Genomic DNA, 18,857 nt, shown 5'->3' with positions numbered 1-18,857 from the left:
GGAGACACGCTTATGGATGTGGAGGTTAAAAACAAGAAGAACCAGGTCCATTTAAAAGATGATGAATTACGGAGTCTAATCCGACGCAGCCAGAGTGGGGACCAAGAAGCTAGGGACAAAATTGTAAATAGTAATCTAAGATTAGTTTGGTCGGTCGTGCAGCGATTTTTGAATCGAGGCTATGAGCCAGATGATTTATATCAAATCGGCTGTATCGGTCTTCTGAAATCTGTTGACAAGTTCGATCTATCATTTGAAGTTAAATTTTCTACGTATGCAGTTCCGATGATTATTGGTGAAATTCAACGTTTCATTCGTGATGATGGGACCGTAAAAGTAAGTCGATCGTTAAAGGAAATGGCTCATAAAGTCCGTCGTGCCAAGGAAGAACTTTCGAAGACATATGGGCGGGTTCCGACATTAGCCGAACTGGCTGAGCACTTGGAGCTAACGCCAGAAGAAATTGTTCTTGCACAGGAAGCGAGCCGTAGTCCATCATCGATTCATGAAACCGTATATGAAAATGATGGAGATCCTATCACCCTGCTCGACCAAATTGCAGATACGAATGAAACAAAATGGTTTGATAAGATCGCCCTAAAAGAAGCGATTCATGGATTGGATGAACGAGAGCGATTAATTGTCTATTTGCGCTATTATAAGGATCAAACTCAATCAGAGGTGGCAGTACGTTTAGGCATCTCTCAAGTGCAAGTATCCCGTTTGGAAAAGAAAATTCTTCAACAAATGAAAGACCATATGAATCAATGATTCATATGGTTTTTGGCGTGTAAAAAAAGAATATAGTACGGTTGAATTAAATGGTAATTTTTAGTCTTCACTATTCTCCCGTATGCTCCTCTGATTTCCAATCCATACTACAAATATAAGGAAAATAACGTGCGGGGTGAGTGAAATGGAATTAATTTATGTACGAATGCGAAACCGCGTACACGTCAAATTAAATCAGGAAGTGAAGGTTAAAGATGTAGTAAAAGTAATTGGTCCTGAGGATATAGTCAGAAAGCTAGAGGATATTACGCTGCTAAAAGTAAAAAAAGAGGACAAAAATATCATTATTATTGATCTAGTTCAAATTATCCAGGAAATAGGGGGAATGGATGCTGAGCTTGAGGTACAGACGTTTGGTCCTGCCCAAACGATCGTTGAAGTAGTCTATGAAAAAAGAAAATTCTCGTTTTTATTTTTCATTGGAGTATGGATGCTTCTGTTTATAGGTACAGGAATCACGATTATGAACTATCATGTCGATGTGAGTATGCAAGAAGTCCATCAAAAATTATTTAAGCTTATTACAGGCAGGGAAGATAAAAGTCCGTTGTTGATTCAAATTCCTTATAGCATTGGCTTGGGACTAGGGATGGTCCTGTTTTTTAATCACTTTTTTAAAAAACGATTCAATGAAGAACCAAGTCCGCTTGAAGTAGAAATGTTCAATTACCAGCAAGATTTAGACCAATACGTGATTATGAATGAAAATAAGGAAAGTATTCGTCAGATTGATGACAGGTAATTTGATTTTAGTTGCCATTATCGGTTTTGCAGGCGGACTTTCTGTTGGTGCTGGATTTGTCGCTTTCTTGACTGTTCTCGGACTACTACCAAGGCTAACTCAACTGACAAAAACGACGAAAATGATTCATTATTACGAATGGGCCGTGGTATTCGGAGTGCTTGCTGGAGGATGGCTTGGCCTGCAAGGAACTATTTTGCATTGGAATCAATACGTATTGCCAATCATTGGTGTGGCAAACGGCATATTCAATGGAATGCTAGCAGCTGCATTAACGGAAGTGCTAAATGTGTTTCCGATTCTATCTAAACGGATTGGGATACAAGATAAAATGGTTTATCTAATTATGGCAGTTGTTTTTGGAAAGGTGATTGGATCATTGTTTCAGTGGATTTATTTCGTAAACTTGTGAAGGAAGATGAACATATGGAAAATGACTTTATCAAAAATTGAAGAAATGACTTATGCATGAATGTAACTATAAACCTTTATTCTGCTCATTTCATTTTAACAAGCTATAAGATCCCCACTTCAATTTTGATGAGAGAATCAAGAAAAAATAGGTAGGAAAAAACACTAATCGAAATTTCACTTTAACATAGAAAGGATACTTTTAATGATCAACAAACGAAAAGTAATCCTCATAACCGATGGTGACGAATATGCAAGAAGGGTTGTTGAGATTGTAGCCAAGGAAATTGGCGGTCGATGTATCTCCATGTCTTGGGGGAACCCTACCATTCTTTCAGGCCAGGCTATTGTTAAGTTAATAAAAAAAACCCCCAATGATCCCGTATTAGTGATGTTTGACGATAGCGGGATTGTAGGAGAAGGTGCAGGAGAGACTGCCATGCGCTATGTAGCTAATCACGAGGACATTGAAGTACTCGGCATCATTGCTGTTGCTTCAAGAACACGGCACGAAGAATGGACGAAAGTGGATGTTAGTATTGATCGTGACGGTAAATTAACAGGAAATGGCGTAGATAAGTTTGGGTCAGAAGAGTTTGAACCAGGCAAGATTACCGGAGATACCGTTTATTGTATCGATCAGTTACATGCACCGATTGTCGTAGGAATTGGTGATATCGGAAAAATGTCAAAAAAAGATGATTATGTAAAAGGAGCGCCAATTACAAAGCTTGCAGTCGAACTTATATTAGAAAGGAGCGGGCATAATGACGAACGAAAAAAAGCAAGAAATGACCCCGATTCCTGAGCGGGTAGAACAAATTGAAGCCTTTATGGAGGAGAGAATTGGTTTAGGAGTAAGTTTTGATTTAGGGGTTAGGAAACTAATTGTTCTAAAAAAGCAAGTTCATATTTATTATGTGAACGGACTTACAGATACGGAATTTATCATTGAAATTCTTGATCAGCTGATCGATCAAAATGATACCGAGAGGCATACTCAAAAAGTATTTGAAAAAATCGAAAATAATCTTATTCATCAATCAGTCGAAGAGATTGATACACTTGATGAGTTAGTCGATCAGGTTCTTTCTGGGCTGATTGCAATCGTTGTGGATGGAGTTCCAAAAGCTCTTATTGTAGATGTTAGAAGTTATCCAGGGCGAAACCCAGAAGAGCCGGATACAGAAAAGGTTGTCCGTGGATCTCGTGATGGTTATGTTGAAAATATTATCATCAACACTGCGCTAACACGTAGAAGAATACGAGATGAAAGGCTCCGCTTTGAAATGTTGAAAGTAGGGGAACGCTCAAAGACGGATGTTGCCATTGGCTATATTAAGGACCTTGCGGATCCAGACCTTATTGAGATTGTTCGCAAGGAATTAAATAATATAAAGATTGATGGATTGACCATGGCTGATAAAACTGTCGAGGAATTTATAGTCAAACAAGGCTATAATCCATATCCGCTAATTCGGTACACGGAACGTCCGGATGTTGCGTCAGCGCATTTATTGGAAGGACATGTCATTATTTACGTGGATACGTCACCTAGTGTCATCATTACACCCGCGCCAATTTTTCATCATATGCAGCATGCTGAGGAATACCGACAAGCTCCGGCTATTGGTACAATGGAAAGGTGGGTTCGGTTTTTAGGGATTTTTGCTTCTGTTTTTTTATTACCGGTTTGGCTCTTATTTTGTCTAGATCCATCCTTATTGCCTGAAAAACTTGCATTTGTTGGACCGAACGAAACAACGAATATTCCGATAGTCTTGCAAATTATTATTGCGGACATCGGAATTGAATTTCTGAGAATGGCTGCCATTCATACACCAACCCCACTTTCAACAGCCATGGGACTAATTGCGGCCGTCTTGATTGGACAGATTGCCATCGATGTTGGATTTTTCGTACCGGAAGTCATTCTCTACTCGTCTATTGCTACAATTGGAATATTTATTACACCAAGTTTGGAACTGGGAATTGCAAATAAAATCTCACGGTTCTTTCTTTTGATATTAGTTGCATTATTTAAACTGCCTGGTTTAATGATTGGCATAACAATATATATTATTTTGCTAACTAGTATAAAAACATTGAATACCCCGTACTTATGGCCGTTTATCCCGTTTCGACCTAAAGCGCTTTCGCATATTTTGTTTAGAAGACCTGTTCCAGGTTCAAAAATTCGACCGAGCATTGTGCATCCACAGAATCGCTATCGTCAACCGAAATAAATGGAAAAACTAAAGGACTCCCTTTATAAAAGGTTATGGTAAACTGTATTATTGGTTCATTCGTGCGAATCTGTGGTTTCACATGCCTTTTAGCTAAAATAAGCCAAAAATCAACAGCGTGATCAAAAGAAGTTTCACATAAGTATTGCTGTTGTCGAAAAGTTGTGGTAATTTAACTTTATTCTAAAATCAATAGTAAAAGCTAAGTATAGCTATTGATTGAAACAGATTCCAAATGAAAGAGAGTGTCCCAATAGGCAAGAGTCAGACCCCACAACCACAAAATACAGTTCAAATGAAGCATAAGTACCACTATGAACTTTGTGTGTATAGAGTGCATGGTCAGACCCTTTGAGACACCCTCCTGATGAATTTCGGGAATTGGCTTTAGAGTCAGGAAAGGGAGAGACACATATGCACTTTTATGGAACAGGAAAAGTAAATGATGCAAACCATCTTGAAATAGGCGGAGTAGATACTGTACAGCTTGCTGCCGAATATGGAACACCTCTATACGTATATGATATCGAATTAATTAGAGAAAGAGCGAGAGGATTCAAGCAAACATTTGAAAAACTGGGAATCTCTGCTCAAGTAGCATATGCAAGCAAAGCATTTTCTTCAATCGCCATGATTCAACTAGTGAAAGAAGAAGGACTTTCTCTTGATGTTGTTTCTGGAGGAGAGCTTTATACGGCATTAAAGGCTGAATTTCCAGTAGAACGGATTCATTTCCATGGCAATAACAAGAGCGAAGAAGAACTAATGATGGCATTAGAGCATCATATCGGTTGTATTGTCGTAGATAATTTTTCCGAACTGGAATTATTAGAAGAATTATGCGTGTTTAGAGAGCAGAAAGTAAATATTTTACTAAGGGTAACACCTGGGATTGAAGCCCATACACATGACTATATTCTGACAGGGCAAGAAGATTCGAAATTTGGCTTTGATTTACTAAATGGGCAAGCAGAGCAAGCGTTAAAACAGGCTTTAAATAGTAAGTGGATGAATGTACAAGGACTTCATTGCCATATCGGTTCACAGATTTTTCAAACGACCGGTTTTGTCTTAGCTGCAAAAAAGATTATCGGACAATTAAAGAAATGGAATGAAGACTTCGGCTATCAACCTCCAGTGCTAAATTTAGGAGGAGGTTTTGGGATTCGCTACACAGAAGAAGATACTCCCATCCCTGCTTCTCAATATGTAGAGGAAATTGTTCGTGAAGTTCAAAATGAGCTTCAAGGAACAAACATTCCAATGCCTGAAATTTGGATTGAACCAGGACGTTCCCTTGTAGGGGATGCGGGGATTACTTTATATAAAGTCGGTTCTGAAAAAGAAGTTCCACAAGTCCGTAAATACGTTGCGGTTGACGGTGGAATGAGTGATAATATTCGTCCAGCGCTGTACGAAGCAAAGTATGAGGCTGTCCTAGCGAATCGACCATTAGATGAAGTAGAAGAGACGGTTTCAATTGCCGGCAAGTGCTGCGAAAGCGGCGATATGCTTATTTGGGATTTGCCTTTGCCAAAGTCTGGCCGCGGTGATCTTCTAGCGGTATTTTGTACAGGAGCGTACGGGTATTCGATGGCTAATAACTATAATCGGATTCCACGTCCAGCAGTGGTCTTTGTGGAAAATGGTGAGGCGAAACAAGTGATTAAACGAGAAACATATGAAGATTTAGTCCGTTTGGATTTAGAATTAAAAGAAATCGTCAAAACAAAATAAAAAACGAGGCTGCCTAAAAGGGTCTGACCTTACACTCTATACACTGTTCATAGCATAACTTGCTTAAATTAAACTGTATATAGTAGTTGTTGGATCAGACCCTTTGGTTTTACAGCCTCGTTTTGTCACTTTTTAGGGGTTGTTCAAAAAGTCCGGTAAAAATAGCTTGCGAATTGCATCAAAGCTCATGAATGACCATCTGTTAAAATCGCGCACGTCATGACGAGCAACACAGAAGTCAGCACATCCTGTGCAAGTCCGGTCCCAAGCGTTACTGCATACGCGGAAGGTTTGAGACGATTACTCGCAGGACTTCTAGGCTCTTTTTATCCTCTTTTTTGAACACACACTTTTAAGAGAAGAAGGATTTTATCGCATCAATCAAGCTACTAAAAAAGCTTTTAAGCTTATCGAGGAAAGATTGACCTTCTTCAGAGTGAAGGAAGGTAGACAATTTTTCTTTTGCTTCTGTCAATTGATTGCCGACAGCATTCCAGTCAATATTTAAATCTTTTAATTTATTAAACAAATCAATAAGACTTTGGATTTGTTCCTCCGTTAAGGTAATCCCGAGTTCTTTTGCAGCGGACTCAATGATTGCTCGAACATCCGCTTCTGTTTTCGGAGGATTTATTGCCATTTTTTCTTTTATCTTTGTAATAAGAGCAGTGGCTTCGTCTGTACCAACCTGGTCACCGAGTTGAGCGGTTTTTACCATCTCCTCGTTCGCCGCTTGTTTTACTTCTTCAGGTATCGTTTTATCTGATGAAAGTTCATAGGCTTTAATCACACCAGTTAACGCTGCCGTCCCTGAAACGGGAATCGGAGCCGTTACATGAACGGTAGCATCTTTGACTCCAGCAGTAGCAAGTGCATTAACGTACATCTCTTCTGTAACCCAGTTAATATTCTTTGAATCAACTTTCAATCCCGTACCGGCTTTTTCTAATGTAATGGAAGAAGAAGAGATTGCTTTAGTTCCGATCAATCGGCTTGCGATATAACTTCCTAAATAATCGTGTTCTTCCTTATTGGTGACTGTTAAAATCTCAGCGTCAGCCGGTGCACCCATTTCTGCAAGTAGCATCTGTTTCTGCTCTGCTGTAAGATTTTCACCAAGAGTAATAATCATGTCGCCTACCGCGGCATCGGCAAATGCACGAATTGGTAAGAACATACAGAGTATCAGGGCCAATAATCCCCATTTCATTATTCTTTTCATTGTATTTCCTCCTTCAATTTAGTAGACGAACGTTTTTAGAAAAAGTTTCATAGTGTGAGAGGAACTATCACCAGTCATGGTTTACAGAAAGCTGGATCCTAGCTCAGAAGCTATTAGATTGGTTCAACTAACCATCAGTGGAGACCACTGATGGAAGTTTCACTTTTATAGTATAAGCAGATTGTAGAGAAGTTTCAAAATAAAAGTGGAAAAGTATCTGCTTTTATGGTAGAAAATTGAAATAATATTGTCAGAAAGTAAAGATTGTAGTAGAATGGAAGCATATGCAAATTGAGAGCGGCTGCCATATGCCGAAAGTTTATTTATATGTACTATACAAACAATTGCTGGGTGATAAGGGAGTTCATGAATGAGAAAAAATAATCTAGCTCTAATCTTCATATTGATTGCACTTGGGCTTACTTGGGGAATAGTATACTGGATATGGATCGCGTAATGCTAAACTTTCATCAATTGGAGTCAAACTGTTTGTAAAACCGGGGTAAAAAGGAATTTTGGCGGATGTTGAAACAAAAGAAGTTTTTATGTATGATGAATATCAGTTCAATTATTAAAATACAACGTTCTTTTAGTAACGAGGGATATTATGTTAATCAAATATAAAAAAGCATACGAGAAATTTGCGATGGGTCTATTGTCGTTTATGCCAGAGGAAAAGGATATAAAAAAATTGCAAAACACTATGAAAGAGTACGAAATCAATGATAATATGCAATTGTATCTTTGGAAAGATGAGGAAATCATCGGTGCGATTGGAATCGACCTATCATTTTCTGACGTGATTATCATTAAGCATATTTCTGTTAACCCTTCTTTTCGTCAGCAAGGCATTGGTAAGACCATGATAAAAGAAATTCAAGAGCTTTTCCCAAATAAAGAAATTAAGCCGAATGAAAATACCGTATCCTTCTTTGAAAAATGCGAGAATATCAAAGAAGTTGAATAATAAGAAAGTGCAAGAGATTTAGTATTCATGTAAATAAATGATTGTTAAAAACGAGGATGAACCAAAAGATCTGACCAAGCAACCTATATATACACAATAGATAGTGGTACTGAGGCTGACCTTTTTTATGGGGCATTCTCGTTTTTATAACTTATTGGGATAATCGAAAATCTATGGGCAAAGGCTGAAAAAATCAGTCTTTTTCTTTTGGACAAAAACCTCGATTCACTTACATATAGATTATACCTTTAAAACTTGGAAGAATCAGTCATTTTTGGTTTTTCGTATTTGTAGCTGTTTGTTGCGTTCCGTAATGACCTCTGAACGATCGCGAAGTACATGCCTGTTAATAAGGAGAGAATCATTGAGATCACTTTCCTTCATCCATCGATAACCAGCTTCACGGCAACCAGCAAGACAGGCTTCAATTAATTTTTTGTCGCAAATCGGCAAACTTACACTTTGATAAGGTTTTTTTAAGGTGATTTTTTCGGTTATATCATGGATGAGTTCCATTAATTCATCATACTCTATTCCAAGCTTGCGGATTTGAGCAGGATTCATTTGAAGAATACTATCTGCTTTTCGAATAGTCTTTATTGCTCCAGCAAGATTTCCTCTACGGTAATGATAGAGCGCCACGGCTATTTGGATGAATCCTACCCAATAGGAGTCCCTTTCGCGAGGTGATACCTCTTTCCAATATTCTTCTAGAATTTCGTGGCATTCGAAGTAATCCCTGCTAGCATGGAAATGAACTAAATAAGACACATATTCTTTGGGGTAGCACATTTTTGTCCACTCCTTTATTCACTTATTACTGTGATTGTAGCATAAGCCCTGTTTAGAAGTGAATCGGTACAGTCATAAAGACTTTGTTAAGGAACATAAGAAGAGCGAAGAGCCTTGTTCAATCAAAAGACTTGCAAGTAATATGGAGAGTGGGTTTCTTCCCATCAGATGATTGGCTATGGCTTTTAGGAAGTATCAGCTTACGTTGGATATGGGCGGACATATAATGTTATACAAATAGATAATTTCGTATAGTACGCCAAGCAATGAAAAAAGAGGATTTGACTTATAGTCAAATCCCTTTTTGTAAAATAATTTGATACATATTAACTAGGCAAAGTATTTCAAGTTGTTCTATTCAGTTTAGTACTGTTATTTTGGAGCTCCTAGTCGCCTTTCTAATACGGCATATGAGTTAGAAATTAAAACCAAGACGCACCTACGATAATTAACAAAATGAATAATACAACAATCAAAGCAAAGCCTCCACCGTGAAATCCTCCATCGCCCATGTTAGTACCTCCCTTAATTCTAATTTCTTTACAGTGTCAGAGTATGCAATTTTTAAGAAAAGTGTTTGGGCAGAAACCTAAATTGGAGAAATGTTCCTAGAAAAAAACAACCTCTTTGTTTTTGCACACTATTGGATAACGGCCGATAATCCACTATACTATAGTGTGGCATATTATGAACAAGGTAGAAAAGGAACGAATCTCAATTCGGTTTGCCAGGGATTTGCTACCGAAAATGATGTAATGGGGTTTTAAAATGGCTTATAATATTAAAATTGATGCTTTTGAAGGGCCAATGGATTTACTGCTTCATTTAATCAATCGGCTCGAAATAGATATTTATGATATTCCGATGGCTGAGATAACCGAACAGTATCTTAGTTATATTCATACAATGAAGCATCTAGAATTGGATGTAGCGAGTGAATATTTAGTAATGGCTGCCTCGCTGCTTGCCATCAAAAGCAAAATGTTAGTACCAAAACATGAAGAGGAACGCTTATACGATGAAGAAGGCATAGAATATGAAGAAGATCCTCGTGATGAGCTTGTAGAGAAATTGATTGAATACAAGAAATACAAACTTGCAGCTCATGAACTAAAGATGCTTGAAGAGGACAGAAGTTTAATGTTTATGAAGCCTCCAAGTGACCTGGGGGAATTTGCAAAAGAAGCCGAAATGAATCATCCAAATCTTAATGTAAGCTTGTATGATATGCTTGGCGCACTGCAAAAATTGCTTCGCAGGAAAAAGCTTCAGAAACCGATGTATACAAAAGTGACGAGACAGGAAGTATCTATAGAAAAACGGATGGATCAAATCATGGCGGATCTACAAGCTATTAAAGGCAGAAAAAGCTTTTTTGAATTATTCCTAGAACCAGAAAAAGAGCAGATTGTTATTACTTTTTTAGCGATATTAGAGTTAGTGAAACTAAATGAAATCTTTCTCGAACAAGAGCAGAACTTTGCTGAAATATTCGTTGCAACTAAGGATGGTGTAAGAAAAGTTGGAAGTGATTAATTGGAAAGGTATAGTTGAAGCTCTGTTGTTCGCAGCTGGGGATGAAGGATTATCTCTGAAACAATTAACTTCAGTGCTTGAAATGGCTGAACTTCAGACAAAAGAGGTTCTCCAAGATCTTAAAGAATACTATGAAGAAAATGAAAGTGGTCTTCAGCTAGTTGAAATAGCTGACGTTTATCAATTGGCTACTAAAAAGGAACATTCAGATTATATTAAGAAGCTTGTGGAATCATCCGGTTCGGGTGGATTGTCTCAAGCTTCTCTGGAAACACTGGCCATCATTGCATATAAACAGCCAATAACGAGGACTGAGATTGAGGAAATACGTGGTGTAAAAACTGATCGGCCTTTGCAGACGCTTATATCTAAAGCGTTAGTCAAAGAAATAGGTAGGGCCGAGGGAGCTGGAAGGGCATACTTATTCGGAACAACAAAAGAGTTTCTCGATTATTTTGGACTGAAAACACTTAAGGAATTACCCGCTCTCGGCGCCTCTACTGAGGAAAACTTTGAACAAGGTGAAGCTGATTTATTTTTTGAAAAATTCCAGGAAACACTTGAATGACATTATTATCATAATTGTGTTAATATACTAACAATACCATCTTAGCCAGACCATAATAGATCGTTGAAGACTAAAATGGATTGGCGGATGAAATTTCTTTAAGGAGGTTTCGCTGTTGGATAATACAATGATTCAGTCCCAGCTAATAAATGTACGAAACTTTTTAGAGATAACGATAAGTGAGCTTGAGACATATCTTAATGAAACGACCATGCATGAGCTGAAGCAAGAAAAACCAGGGGATGAAACGTATTACAAAGGGATTTTATCGACCATTCGCCGCTTGTTGGTGAACAGTGAACATTGTTTGGAGGAATGTCAGATTATCCTAAAGAACACCACCTTTCATAAAGCGGCAGCTGAGAAAACGTTATATCAAATTTTTCATGGGTGTGTAGAAGAATTCTTTACCCCCAGATCAGATGTTTGGTATGAAGACAGTCGTTCTGCCTATACAGGTGCACACGCGATTAGATTCCAAAAGGAAGCCCCTGACAGTGTAGACAGGTTGTTGAAAAATCTTGAAGGTAGCTTTCAAAGAATACGTGAAGAGCTGGAATTTTATGAAACCGATTATCGAACTAAAATGACGCAGTCCAATTGATTATAAAGTGAAACTCCAATCAGTGGGGGTTTTACTGCCTGTTAATGCGGAATAAATGAAAAGCCGATTTGCGTAGAATCCACTAGCAAATCGGCTTTTTATATAGAAGTAAGCATAAGTTTTTAAAAGGTGGTTCAGTGTCTACCATACGCATGCTTGGACTATTACAGGATGTGTTGGCTAGAACAAACAAAAGAAGCTATTCAAGGCGTTTACGCTTTTGTTCTTTCGATAATTTCTCACACAACTTATACCTTTTCATAGGATACTTCTGTATGGGCGGAGTCGATTATGATTGGTCCATAATCCACTCCGTTAAAAAAGGAAGATTCCAGTAAAAATGGGGGAACTAAAGCGATGAATAAACAGTATATAGAAGATGTAGTAGAATGGCTTAAAGGTATGGAGATTTATCTTGAAACAAGACAGGGTGGTGCTGGCCAATTAAATGATGAACTACATCAGCTTTTAGAACGGGCATCTAGAATAAGTGAAGAGGACCGGCCTGCTTCTGAAATCGAGCAGTTTCAACAGCGTATCTATACTCTCCATCATAACGTAACCAAACCTTCACAGGGGCAAGCTCAGCAGCCAGATTTAAATAAATCCGTGCCGATTGGAAAACACACCCTTCCGCCGCTCCCATACTCCTACAATGCATTAGAACCGGTCATATCAGAAGAAATTATGAAACTTCATCATGATAAACATCATCAAGCCTATGTAGATGGACTTAACAAAGCTGAACTTATGATGCAAAAAGCTCGTGAAACCAATGATTTTTCCTTAATTAAGCACTGGGAAAGAGAAGCAGCTTTTCATGGATCAGGACATTACTTACACACACTATTTTGGGAAAATATGAGTCCGAAAGGCGGCGGAAAACCAAAAGGGAGTTTGCAAAAGCAATTGGTGCATGACTTTGGTAGCTTTGAAGCCTTTAAAAAACATTTTAGTGAAGCGGCAAAAGCGGTTGAAGGGATTGGTTGGGCGCTATTAGTATGGGCTCCTAGAGCGAAGAAGTTAGAAATTCTTCAGTCGGAACGACATATGATATTGACGCAGTGGGATACGATACCCTTACTTGTTTTGGATGTTTGGGAGCATGCCTATTACTTGCAATATAAAACAAATCGAGCAGGCTATGTAGATAACTGGTGGAGAATCGTGAACTGGCCAGACGTGCAATATAGATTTGATAATGCAAGTCAACTTACATGGAAAACTCAATAATAAAACAATGAAAAAAACAATTGTAAAAACCAAGTTGGTTCATACTATGCTTGGTTTTTTGCGATTTTAATGAATCTTGGTGAGTTTAGACCCTCGAGGACATAAGACGAGCACTTTACGCTTTTCTTATCATATCCGTTGACTTTATGCATAAACTTGTACAAAACCATAAAGGGACGAGGGGACTGCATGCGTTTTCGATATCGAGTTTTTCCATATATATGCATGATGATGATCGTCTTTACACTCTTTCCAGCCAAAGCCAAAGCAAGCCTTCCTGTTGTAAGCGCCCATAGTGCAATTTTGATGGATCAGGAAAGCGGACGAGTCATTTATGAGGAGAATGCCCATGAAAAAAGCCGCATTGCTAGCATAACAAAAATCATGACAGCAATCTTAGCCATAGAATCCGGTAAACTAGATCATACAGTAACAATAAGCCCAAATGCTGTTGGGACGGAAGGTTCTTCTCTTTATTTAAAAAAAGGGGAAAAAATCACATTGGAAAACTTAGTTTATGGCTTAATGCTACGATCCGGAAATGATGCAGCTGTCGCCATCGCAGAAGAGGTAGGCGGCAGTTTGGACGGATTTGTCTGGATGATGAATCAAAAGGCAGAAGAAATTGGCATGACAGATAGTCATTTTTCAAACCCGCATGGACTCGATAACACGGAGAACCATTACTCGACTGCCTATGATATGGCACTATTAACACGCTATGCCATGAAAAATGAGGCATACAGAGTGATTTCAGGCTCGAAAAAGCATCGAGCTTCGAATTCAGAAGAAGACTGGGACTATGTATGGAAAAATAAAAATCGTTTGCTTACTGAATTATATGAATACACAACAGGAGGCAAGACAGGCTATACAAAACTTGCAAAGAGGACACTTGTTACAACAGCCACTAAAGATGACCTAAATTTGATTGCGGTCACACTAAATGGTCCAGATGACTGGAACGATCATATTTACATGTATGAACATGCCTTTTCGGATTTTAGACCAATTGAATTGTTACAAGCAGGACCTGTTAAGGATGTAGGGATTAAGCAATATAAAGGGAAAATCTATGTAAAGCACGCCTTTACCTATCCGCTTTCGGATGAAGAAGAAAAAAATGTGGAAGTGAAAATCAAACTAATTAAGCCAAAGGAAGAATGGAAAGACGAACGGAGTACTCCAGAGGTTGTCGGGAAAGCAGAAATATTTTATGACAATAAGCGGGTCGGATCCCGATCAATCTATTATGGGGAATCTAAAGAAGCGTACAGTGAACAAAACTGGAGCAAGATATGGAAAGACTTCATACAATCATTTGTAAGGATTGGTCGCCATGATTAATTATATATGGGTAGGCATGACTTTGATTGGTGTCATATTTGCCATGGTAAATGGGACAATGGATGCTGTTAATGAGGCATTGTTTAAAGGTGCGAAGGAAGCTGTTACGCTTTGTTTTGGTTTGATGAGTATCCTTGTGTTTTGGCTTGGCTTAATGAAGATTGCACAGGATTCAGGACTACTGGATAAGTTATCTGCATTATTCCGTCCGTTTATCAGATTGTTATTTCCGGAAATACCAGCAAATCATCCTGCAATGGGCTATATTTTATCCAATATGATGGCTAATTTCTTCGGGTTGGGCAATGCCGCGACTCCGCTCGGAATAAAAGCGATGGAGCAATTGAAAATATTAAACGGCGGCAAGGACTCAGCGAGTAGATCCATGATTACCTTTCTTGCTATTAATACGTCAAGTATTACCCTCGTTCCGACCACAGTCATCGCGATTCGTATGACGTATGATTCAGCCTCACCAACTGATATTGTATTTCCTACAATCATTGCAACGGCGATATCAGCTGTAGGGGCCATTTTGATAGACCGTTACTTTCATAGAAAACGAGTCCGGAATGGAAGGAGGTAGCTTGTATGTATTGGATGACCGTTATATCCATCTGGATGATTCCATTTTTAATTTGTAGTATTTTGTTATATGGAACGTATAAAAAAATTCCCACCTATGAGACGTTTGTGGAAGGAGGAAAGGAAGGAATCCAGATGTCCTTTTCAATCATACCTTATTTAGTTGGTATGCTTGTCGCTATTTCCGTTTTTCGCGCTTCTGGAGCACTAGAATTTTTTGTCCAATTTCTCAGACCGTTACTTGAATTACTCCATGTACCTGCAGAAATCGTCCCTCTTGCTATTATCCGCCCCATTTCAGGTACGGCTGCACTCGGGATGACGAGCGATTTAATATCCGTTTATGGACCGGATTCTTTTATCGGCAGACTTGCCGCAACGATACAAGGAAGTACGGATACAACGTTTTATGTATTAACCGTTTACTTTGGTGCTGTTGGGATTAAAAAAATGGGTGACGCGTTAAAGGTTGGATTGCTGGCAGATCTAGTCGGTCTGGTTGCAGCAATCGTAGTAGTTACTCTTGTATTTGGTGTTAAATAATGAAGGGACGGGGATGGATTCCGTCTCTTTTTTTTCTGAAAAATTAGTGAAACATAATAAATGAAAATATTTTCAGCATATTGGCAATTTGTCGAAATATCGTCATCTTTTTTTGGCTAAGTATCAGATGTCTGTGGTAAACTCATATTGAATAATTCTCCATATTTCTGTGGGAAATGGGCGGGACTTCGCAAAATCAGCTCCGCACCGCTACCTTCATAAGGTTATACAATATGAGAACCTGAATCTTTTTCATCGTTGGATTTTAGAGCAGACGCTTATGGGTGTTTTTAATGAAAAAACTGTAAAAAATATTGTCTTTGTTAGAAAAATAGCGCTGGTTGGTAAGTGCTCAAATTTAAAGTAAAATCATCTCTTTTCTTTAAAAAATTTCAATCACCTTCTTTTTTTCGGTACAATGTGTAATAATTGTATGATTGCGTTACAACTACAAACATGTTAAACAACATTTGATGAGGTGAAAGATAGATGGAGAGATTACAAAAAGTTATTGCACATGCTGGCATGAGCTCAAGAAGAAAAGCAGAAGAGTGGATTCAAGAAGGAAGAGTAAAAGTAAACGGTACAGTCGTGAAAGAATTAGGAATCAAAGTAGGCCCGAATGATAAAGTAGAGGTAAATGGTGTCCCTCTTGAAAAAGAAAAACCTGTTTATTTCCTATTTTATAAACCACGAGGTGTCATCTCGGCTGTATCGGATGATAAAAACAGAAAGGTCGTAACAGATTACTTTTACGAAATTGAGGAGCGAATTTATCCGGTTGGACGCCTTGACTATGATACATCTGGCTTATTGTTGATGACAAATGATGGAGACTTTGCTAACGTTTTAATGCATCCGAAGCATGAGGTGGATAAAGTATACGTGGCAAAGGTAAAAGGAATTCCACTACGTGAAAGCCTGAAAAAGCTTGAAAAAGGTATCGTATTAGAAGATGGAAAAACAGCACCTGCGAAAGTGAAATTCCTTTCCAGTGACAAGAAAAAACAGACTTCAATCATTGAGATCACGATTCACGAAGGAAGAAATCGTCAAGTAAGAAGAATGTTCGATGCAATTGGTCATCCGGTTCAGAAACTGAAAAGAGAACGTTACGGATTTTTAACATTACAGGGACTTACTACAGGGGATGCACGTGAATTGACGCCTCATGAAGTGAAACAACTGAGAGCATTAGCAACCACTGATGGGAAAAGCAACAGATTAAAATAGGGAGAACTTCCACCTAAGGCATTCCTGTCTGTTAAACTGGGATAAGTGCCAACATGTGCAATTTGCAACATTGAAATCATTTATGAAGTGCGTAGGGGGATGGATATGGATAAAAAACAGCGCCGTCTTATTATGAGAACATCAATCCTTGTTCTTTTAGGTGCAGCTTTAGTTTTTTCACTGTATGCGAATTTTACAAAAGAGAAAGTAGCAGCCGTACAAAAGGGTGAAATGGCTCGAGATTTTGTGTTAACCGATATGGATGGAAATACGCATAAGCTTTCTGATTATAAGGGGCAGGGAGTGTTTTTGAATTTTTGGGGGACATGGTGTAAGCCATGTGAATATGAAATGCCGTATATGGATAAACAATATCAGAAATATAAAGATCAAGGCGTACAAATTTTGGCAGTAAACGTTGGAGAATCCAATTATTCTGTCAAGAAATTTGTCGAGAAGCATTATTTAACATTTCCCATCATGATTGATAAGAACAAACAAGTACAAACGGCTTACAAAATAGATCCGTTGCCGGTCACCTTTTTAATAGACAAAAATGGAAAAATTATCGATAAACTTACCGGTAGCCTAAGTGAAGAAAGCATTCAAAAACATATGGAGAGAATTAAACCATAATATTGGGGAGATTTTGACATGAAAGAAGTGGTGAATTGTGTTTGTGGCCATGTGAATCCGCATGGCACTATTCTGTGTGAATCTTGCGGTCGGGTGCTTGACGAAACACAAAAAGACTCAAAGATGATTGATATGCGTTATGAGGGGAGCGCACGTCGGTCACAAACCTATAATAAATCGATCATTGATAAGATTTGGAATTTCTTCTCTTCTGTAAAGGTAGGCGTCAGTTTGATTGTGATCCTACTCATTGCTTCATCTGTGGGAACGATTTTTCCTCAAGAACAGTACATCCCGCCCACAGAATTACCTGAAGTTTTTTACGAAAAAGAGTATGGTTTTTCAGGCAAGTTGTACTATTTATTAGGGTTTCATAACTTATACAGCTCGTGGTGGTATTTAATTTGTATCGCGATGCTTGGGACATCTCTCCTGATTGCAAGTATTGACCGAGTGGTTCCGCTTTATCGGTCGTTGAAAAAGCAGAAAGTTTCAAGACATGATGGTTTTTTAAAGAAGCAGCGAATCTTTGGGATAACGAAAACAGATCAACAGGACATCGAATTTGCAGAACTCAAGAAAATATTAGAATCTAGACGATATAAAATCAAAGAAGAAAACGGTAACTTACTCGCGGAAAAGGGACGATTCGCAAGATGGGGTCCTTATGTCAACCATGCTGGTCTCATCATCGTTTTGATTGCTGGAATGCTTAGATTCTTACCAGGCATGTATGTGGATGAAGTTCTTTGGCTCCGTGAAGGTGAAACGAAAGGAATTCCTGGAACAGATGGACGATATGCCTTGAAAAACAATCAATTTAAAGTAGAAATCTATGATAAAAAAAACAAGGAAGATCAAACATTCAATGCTGCTATTGATAAAGTGGGAACAATCGTAAAAAATTATCAAGCTGATGTAACACTTTATGAAAAAGAAGGCAATACCCTTCCAGGAGAAGAGGCAAAGTTTAAAAAAGTCAAAGACCATTCAATCAAAGTGAATAATCCATTAAAACACGATCATTATGCACTCTATCAAGTCGATTTTAAACTAGATGAATTAAGTGAAATGTCATTTAATTTAATGAATAAAAACACGAAAGAAACGTTCGGGATGATAACCATTTCGTTGGACGACCCGAAAACTATGTATAAATTGAAAGATGGCTATTCAGTTGAGCTGTTGAGCTATTTTCCTGATTTCGAATTTGATGAAAATCAGGAACCGGTTACTAAATCACCAATTCCAAACAATCCAGCATTCATATTTAACATGAAGACACCAGATAAACCAGAAGGTGAAGTCAGTTTTGTTGCAATTCAACAAACGCTTGAACCGTTAGGAGAAAATACATATAAGATGGCTTTCGCAGGAGTAGATACACGAAATGTCACGGCGCTTACTGTTAGAAAAGATCTTACACTCTGGATCTTTTTCCTTGGCGGGGCCATATTCATGATTGGTGTTATTCAAGGGGCATATTGGAATCACCGACGTATTTGGATTCAAAGAAAAGACGGGGAAATTTGGCTTGCAGGACATACGAACAAAAACTGGCATGGATTAAAACGTGATATATCCATGACACTTGAAGGCACCAATATAGACGAGCCTGAAGACCAGTTGGAGCCAAAAAATTTAGGAGAATTAGAGAAATAAG

Annotated in this window: 20 protein-coding genes; 17 read left to right on the top strand and 3 right to left on the bottom strand. The window is 38.3% G+C overall.

Going from position 1 to position 18,857, the window contains the following annotated elements:
• Positions 1 to 12 precede the first annotated feature (12 nt).
• The 6 genes from sigF to lysA all read left to right on the top strand — a co-directional run bounded on the left by sigF (position 13) and on the right by lysA (position 5,928).
• The gene (sigF, locus tag AC625_RS15025) at positions 13 to 771 is read left to right on the top strand and encodes an RNA polymerase sporulation sigma factor SigF (protein ID WP_049682010.1); all 759 of its coding nucleotides are present in this window, start codon (positions 13 to 15) and stop codon (positions 769 to 771) included.
• 145 nt (positions 772 to 916) lie between these two features.
• Positions 917 to 1,534 carry a stage V sporulation protein AA gene (locus AC625_RS15020; protein ID WP_049682009.1) on the top strand — a complete coding sequence of 206 codons (618 nt, stop codon included), beginning with the start codon at positions 917 to 919 and terminating at the stop codon, positions 1,532 to 1,534.
• Positions 1,524 to 1,946 (top strand): stage V sporulation protein AB, encoded by a 423-nt coding sequence (locus tag AC625_RS15015; protein ID WP_049682008.1) that lies wholly within the window; start codon positions 1,524 to 1,526, stop codon positions 1,944 to 1,946. The genes AC625_RS15020 and AC625_RS15015 overlap by 11 nt, the downstream gene beginning before the upstream one ends.
• 204 nt (positions 1,947 to 2,150) lie before the next feature.
• Positions 2,151 to 2,753: a stage V sporulation protein SpoVABEA gene (gene spoVAEA / locus AC625_RS15010; protein WP_049682007.1), complete on the top strand. Its 603-nt coding sequence runs from the start codon at positions 2,151 to 2,153 to the stop codon at positions 2,751 to 2,753.
• Positions 2,713 to 4,191, top strand: coding sequence for a spore germination protein (locus AC625_RS15005; protein WP_049682006.1), 1,479 nt, complete (start codon positions 2,713 to 2,715; stop codon positions 4,189 to 4,191). Before spoVAEA ends, AC625_RS15005 begins: the two co-directional genes overlap by 41 nt.
• 414 nt (positions 4,192 to 4,605) lie before the next feature.
• Positions 4,606 to 5,928, top strand: coding sequence for a diaminopimelate decarboxylase (gene lysA, locus AC625_RS15000; protein WP_049682005.1), 1,323 nt, complete (start codon positions 4,606 to 4,608; stop codon positions 5,926 to 5,928).
• Positions 5,929 to 6,280: 352 nt separating this feature from the next.
• Here lysA and AC625_RS14995 read toward each other — a convergent pair whose 3' ends face one another.
• The gene (locus AC625_RS14995) at positions 6,281 to 7,150 is read right to left on the bottom strand and encodes a DUF1002 domain-containing protein (protein WP_049682004.1); all 870 of its coding nucleotides are present in this window, start codon (positions 7,148 to 7,150) and stop codon (positions 6,281 to 6,283) included.
• A 607-nt stretch (positions 7,151 to 7,757) separates the two neighbouring features.
• Here AC625_RS14995 and AC625_RS14990 point away from each other — a divergent pair.
• A complete protein-coding gene (locus AC625_RS14990; RefSeq protein WP_049682003.1) occupies positions 7,758 to 8,117 on the top strand; it encodes a GNAT family N-acetyltransferase in 360 nt (119 codons plus the stop codon).
• A 264-nt stretch (positions 8,118 to 8,381) separates the two neighbouring features.
• Here the strand turns inward: AC625_RS14990 and AC625_RS14985 are convergent, their stop codons facing one another.
• Positions 8,382 to 8,909: a DUF309 domain-containing protein gene (locus AC625_RS14985; RefSeq protein WP_049682002.1), complete on the bottom strand. Its 528-nt coding sequence runs from the start codon at positions 8,907 to 8,909 to the stop codon at positions 8,382 to 8,384.
• Positions 8,910 to 9,331: 422 nt separating this feature from the next.
• Positions 9,332 to 9,421 carry a YjcZ family sporulation protein gene (locus AC625_RS14980; RefSeq protein ID WP_049682001.1) on the bottom strand — a complete coding sequence of 30 codons (90 nt, stop codon included), beginning with the start codon at positions 9,419 to 9,421 and terminating at the stop codon, positions 9,332 to 9,334.
• A 256-nt stretch (positions 9,422 to 9,677) separates the two neighbouring features.
• Between AC625_RS14980 and AC625_RS14975 the strand changes: the two genes are divergently transcribed.
• The 10 genes from AC625_RS14975 to resB all read left to right on the top strand — a co-directional run bounded on the left by AC625_RS14975 (position 9,678) and on the right by resB (position 18,856).
• The gene (locus AC625_RS14975; protein ID WP_049682000.1) at positions 9,678 to 10,445 is read left to right on the top strand and encodes a segregation/condensation protein A; all 768 of its coding nucleotides are present in this window, start codon (positions 9,678 to 9,680) and stop codon (positions 10,443 to 10,445) included.
• Positions 10,432 to 11,013: an SMC-Scp complex subunit ScpB gene (gene scpB, locus AC625_RS14970; RefSeq protein WP_049681999.1), complete on the top strand. Its 582-nt coding sequence runs from the start codon at positions 10,432 to 10,434 to the stop codon at positions 11,011 to 11,013. Before AC625_RS14975 ends, scpB begins: the two co-directional genes overlap by 14 nt.
• Positions 11,014 to 11,128: 115 nt before the next feature.
• A complete protein-coding gene (locus AC625_RS14965) occupies positions 11,129 to 11,617 on the top strand; it encodes a DUF3907 family protein (RefSeq protein ID WP_049681998.1) in 489 nt (162 codons plus the stop codon).
• Positions 11,618 to 11,974: 357 nt separating this feature from the next.
• Positions 11,975 to 12,850, top strand: coding sequence for a superoxide dismutase (locus tag AC625_RS14960; RefSeq protein ID WP_049681997.1), 876 nt, complete (start codon positions 11,975 to 11,977; stop codon positions 12,848 to 12,850).
• 189 nt (positions 12,851 to 13,039) lie between these two features.
• A complete protein-coding gene (locus AC625_RS14955) occupies positions 13,040 to 14,197 on the top strand; it encodes a D-alanyl-D-alanine carboxypeptidase family protein (protein WP_049681996.1) in 1,158 nt (385 codons plus the stop codon).
• Positions 14,190 to 14,783, top strand: coding sequence for a nucleoside recognition domain-containing protein (locus tag AC625_RS14950; RefSeq protein ID WP_049681995.1), 594 nt, complete (start codon positions 14,190 to 14,192; stop codon positions 14,781 to 14,783). The genes AC625_RS14955 and AC625_RS14950 overlap by 8 nt, the downstream gene beginning before the upstream one ends.
• Before the next feature lie 5 nt (positions 14,784 to 14,788).
• Positions 14,789 to 15,325 (top strand): spore maturation protein, encoded by a 537-nt coding sequence (locus AC625_RS14945; protein ID WP_049681994.1) that lies wholly within the window; start codon positions 14,789 to 14,791, stop codon positions 15,323 to 15,325.
• Positions 15,326 to 15,814: 489 nt separating this feature from the next.
• The gene (rluB, locus tag AC625_RS14940; RefSeq protein ID WP_049681993.1) at positions 15,815 to 16,558 is read left to right on the top strand and encodes a 23S rRNA pseudouridine(2605) synthase RluB; all 744 of its coding nucleotides are present in this window, start codon (positions 15,815 to 15,817) and stop codon (positions 16,556 to 16,558) included.
• 105 nt (positions 16,559 to 16,663) lie between these two features.
• Positions 16,664 to 17,194: a thiol-disulfide oxidoreductase ResA gene (gene resA, locus AC625_RS14935; RefSeq protein WP_049681992.1), complete on the top strand. Its 531-nt coding sequence runs from the start codon at positions 16,664 to 16,666 to the stop codon at positions 17,192 to 17,194.
• 18 nt (positions 17,195 to 17,212) lie between these two features.
• The gene (gene resB / locus AC625_RS14930; protein ID WP_049681991.1) at positions 17,213 to 18,856 is read left to right on the top strand and encodes a cytochrome c biogenesis protein ResB; all 1,644 of its coding nucleotides are present in this window, start codon (positions 17,213 to 17,215) and stop codon (positions 18,854 to 18,856) included.
• Position 18,857 lies beyond the last annotated feature (1 nt).

The organism is Peribacillus loiseleuriae, assembly GCF_001183985.1.
GTDB lineage: Bacteria > Bacillota > Bacilli > Bacillales > DSM-1321 > Peribacillus > Peribacillus loiseleuriae.
This window is presented reverse-complemented; position numbering and strand designations above follow the sequence as displayed.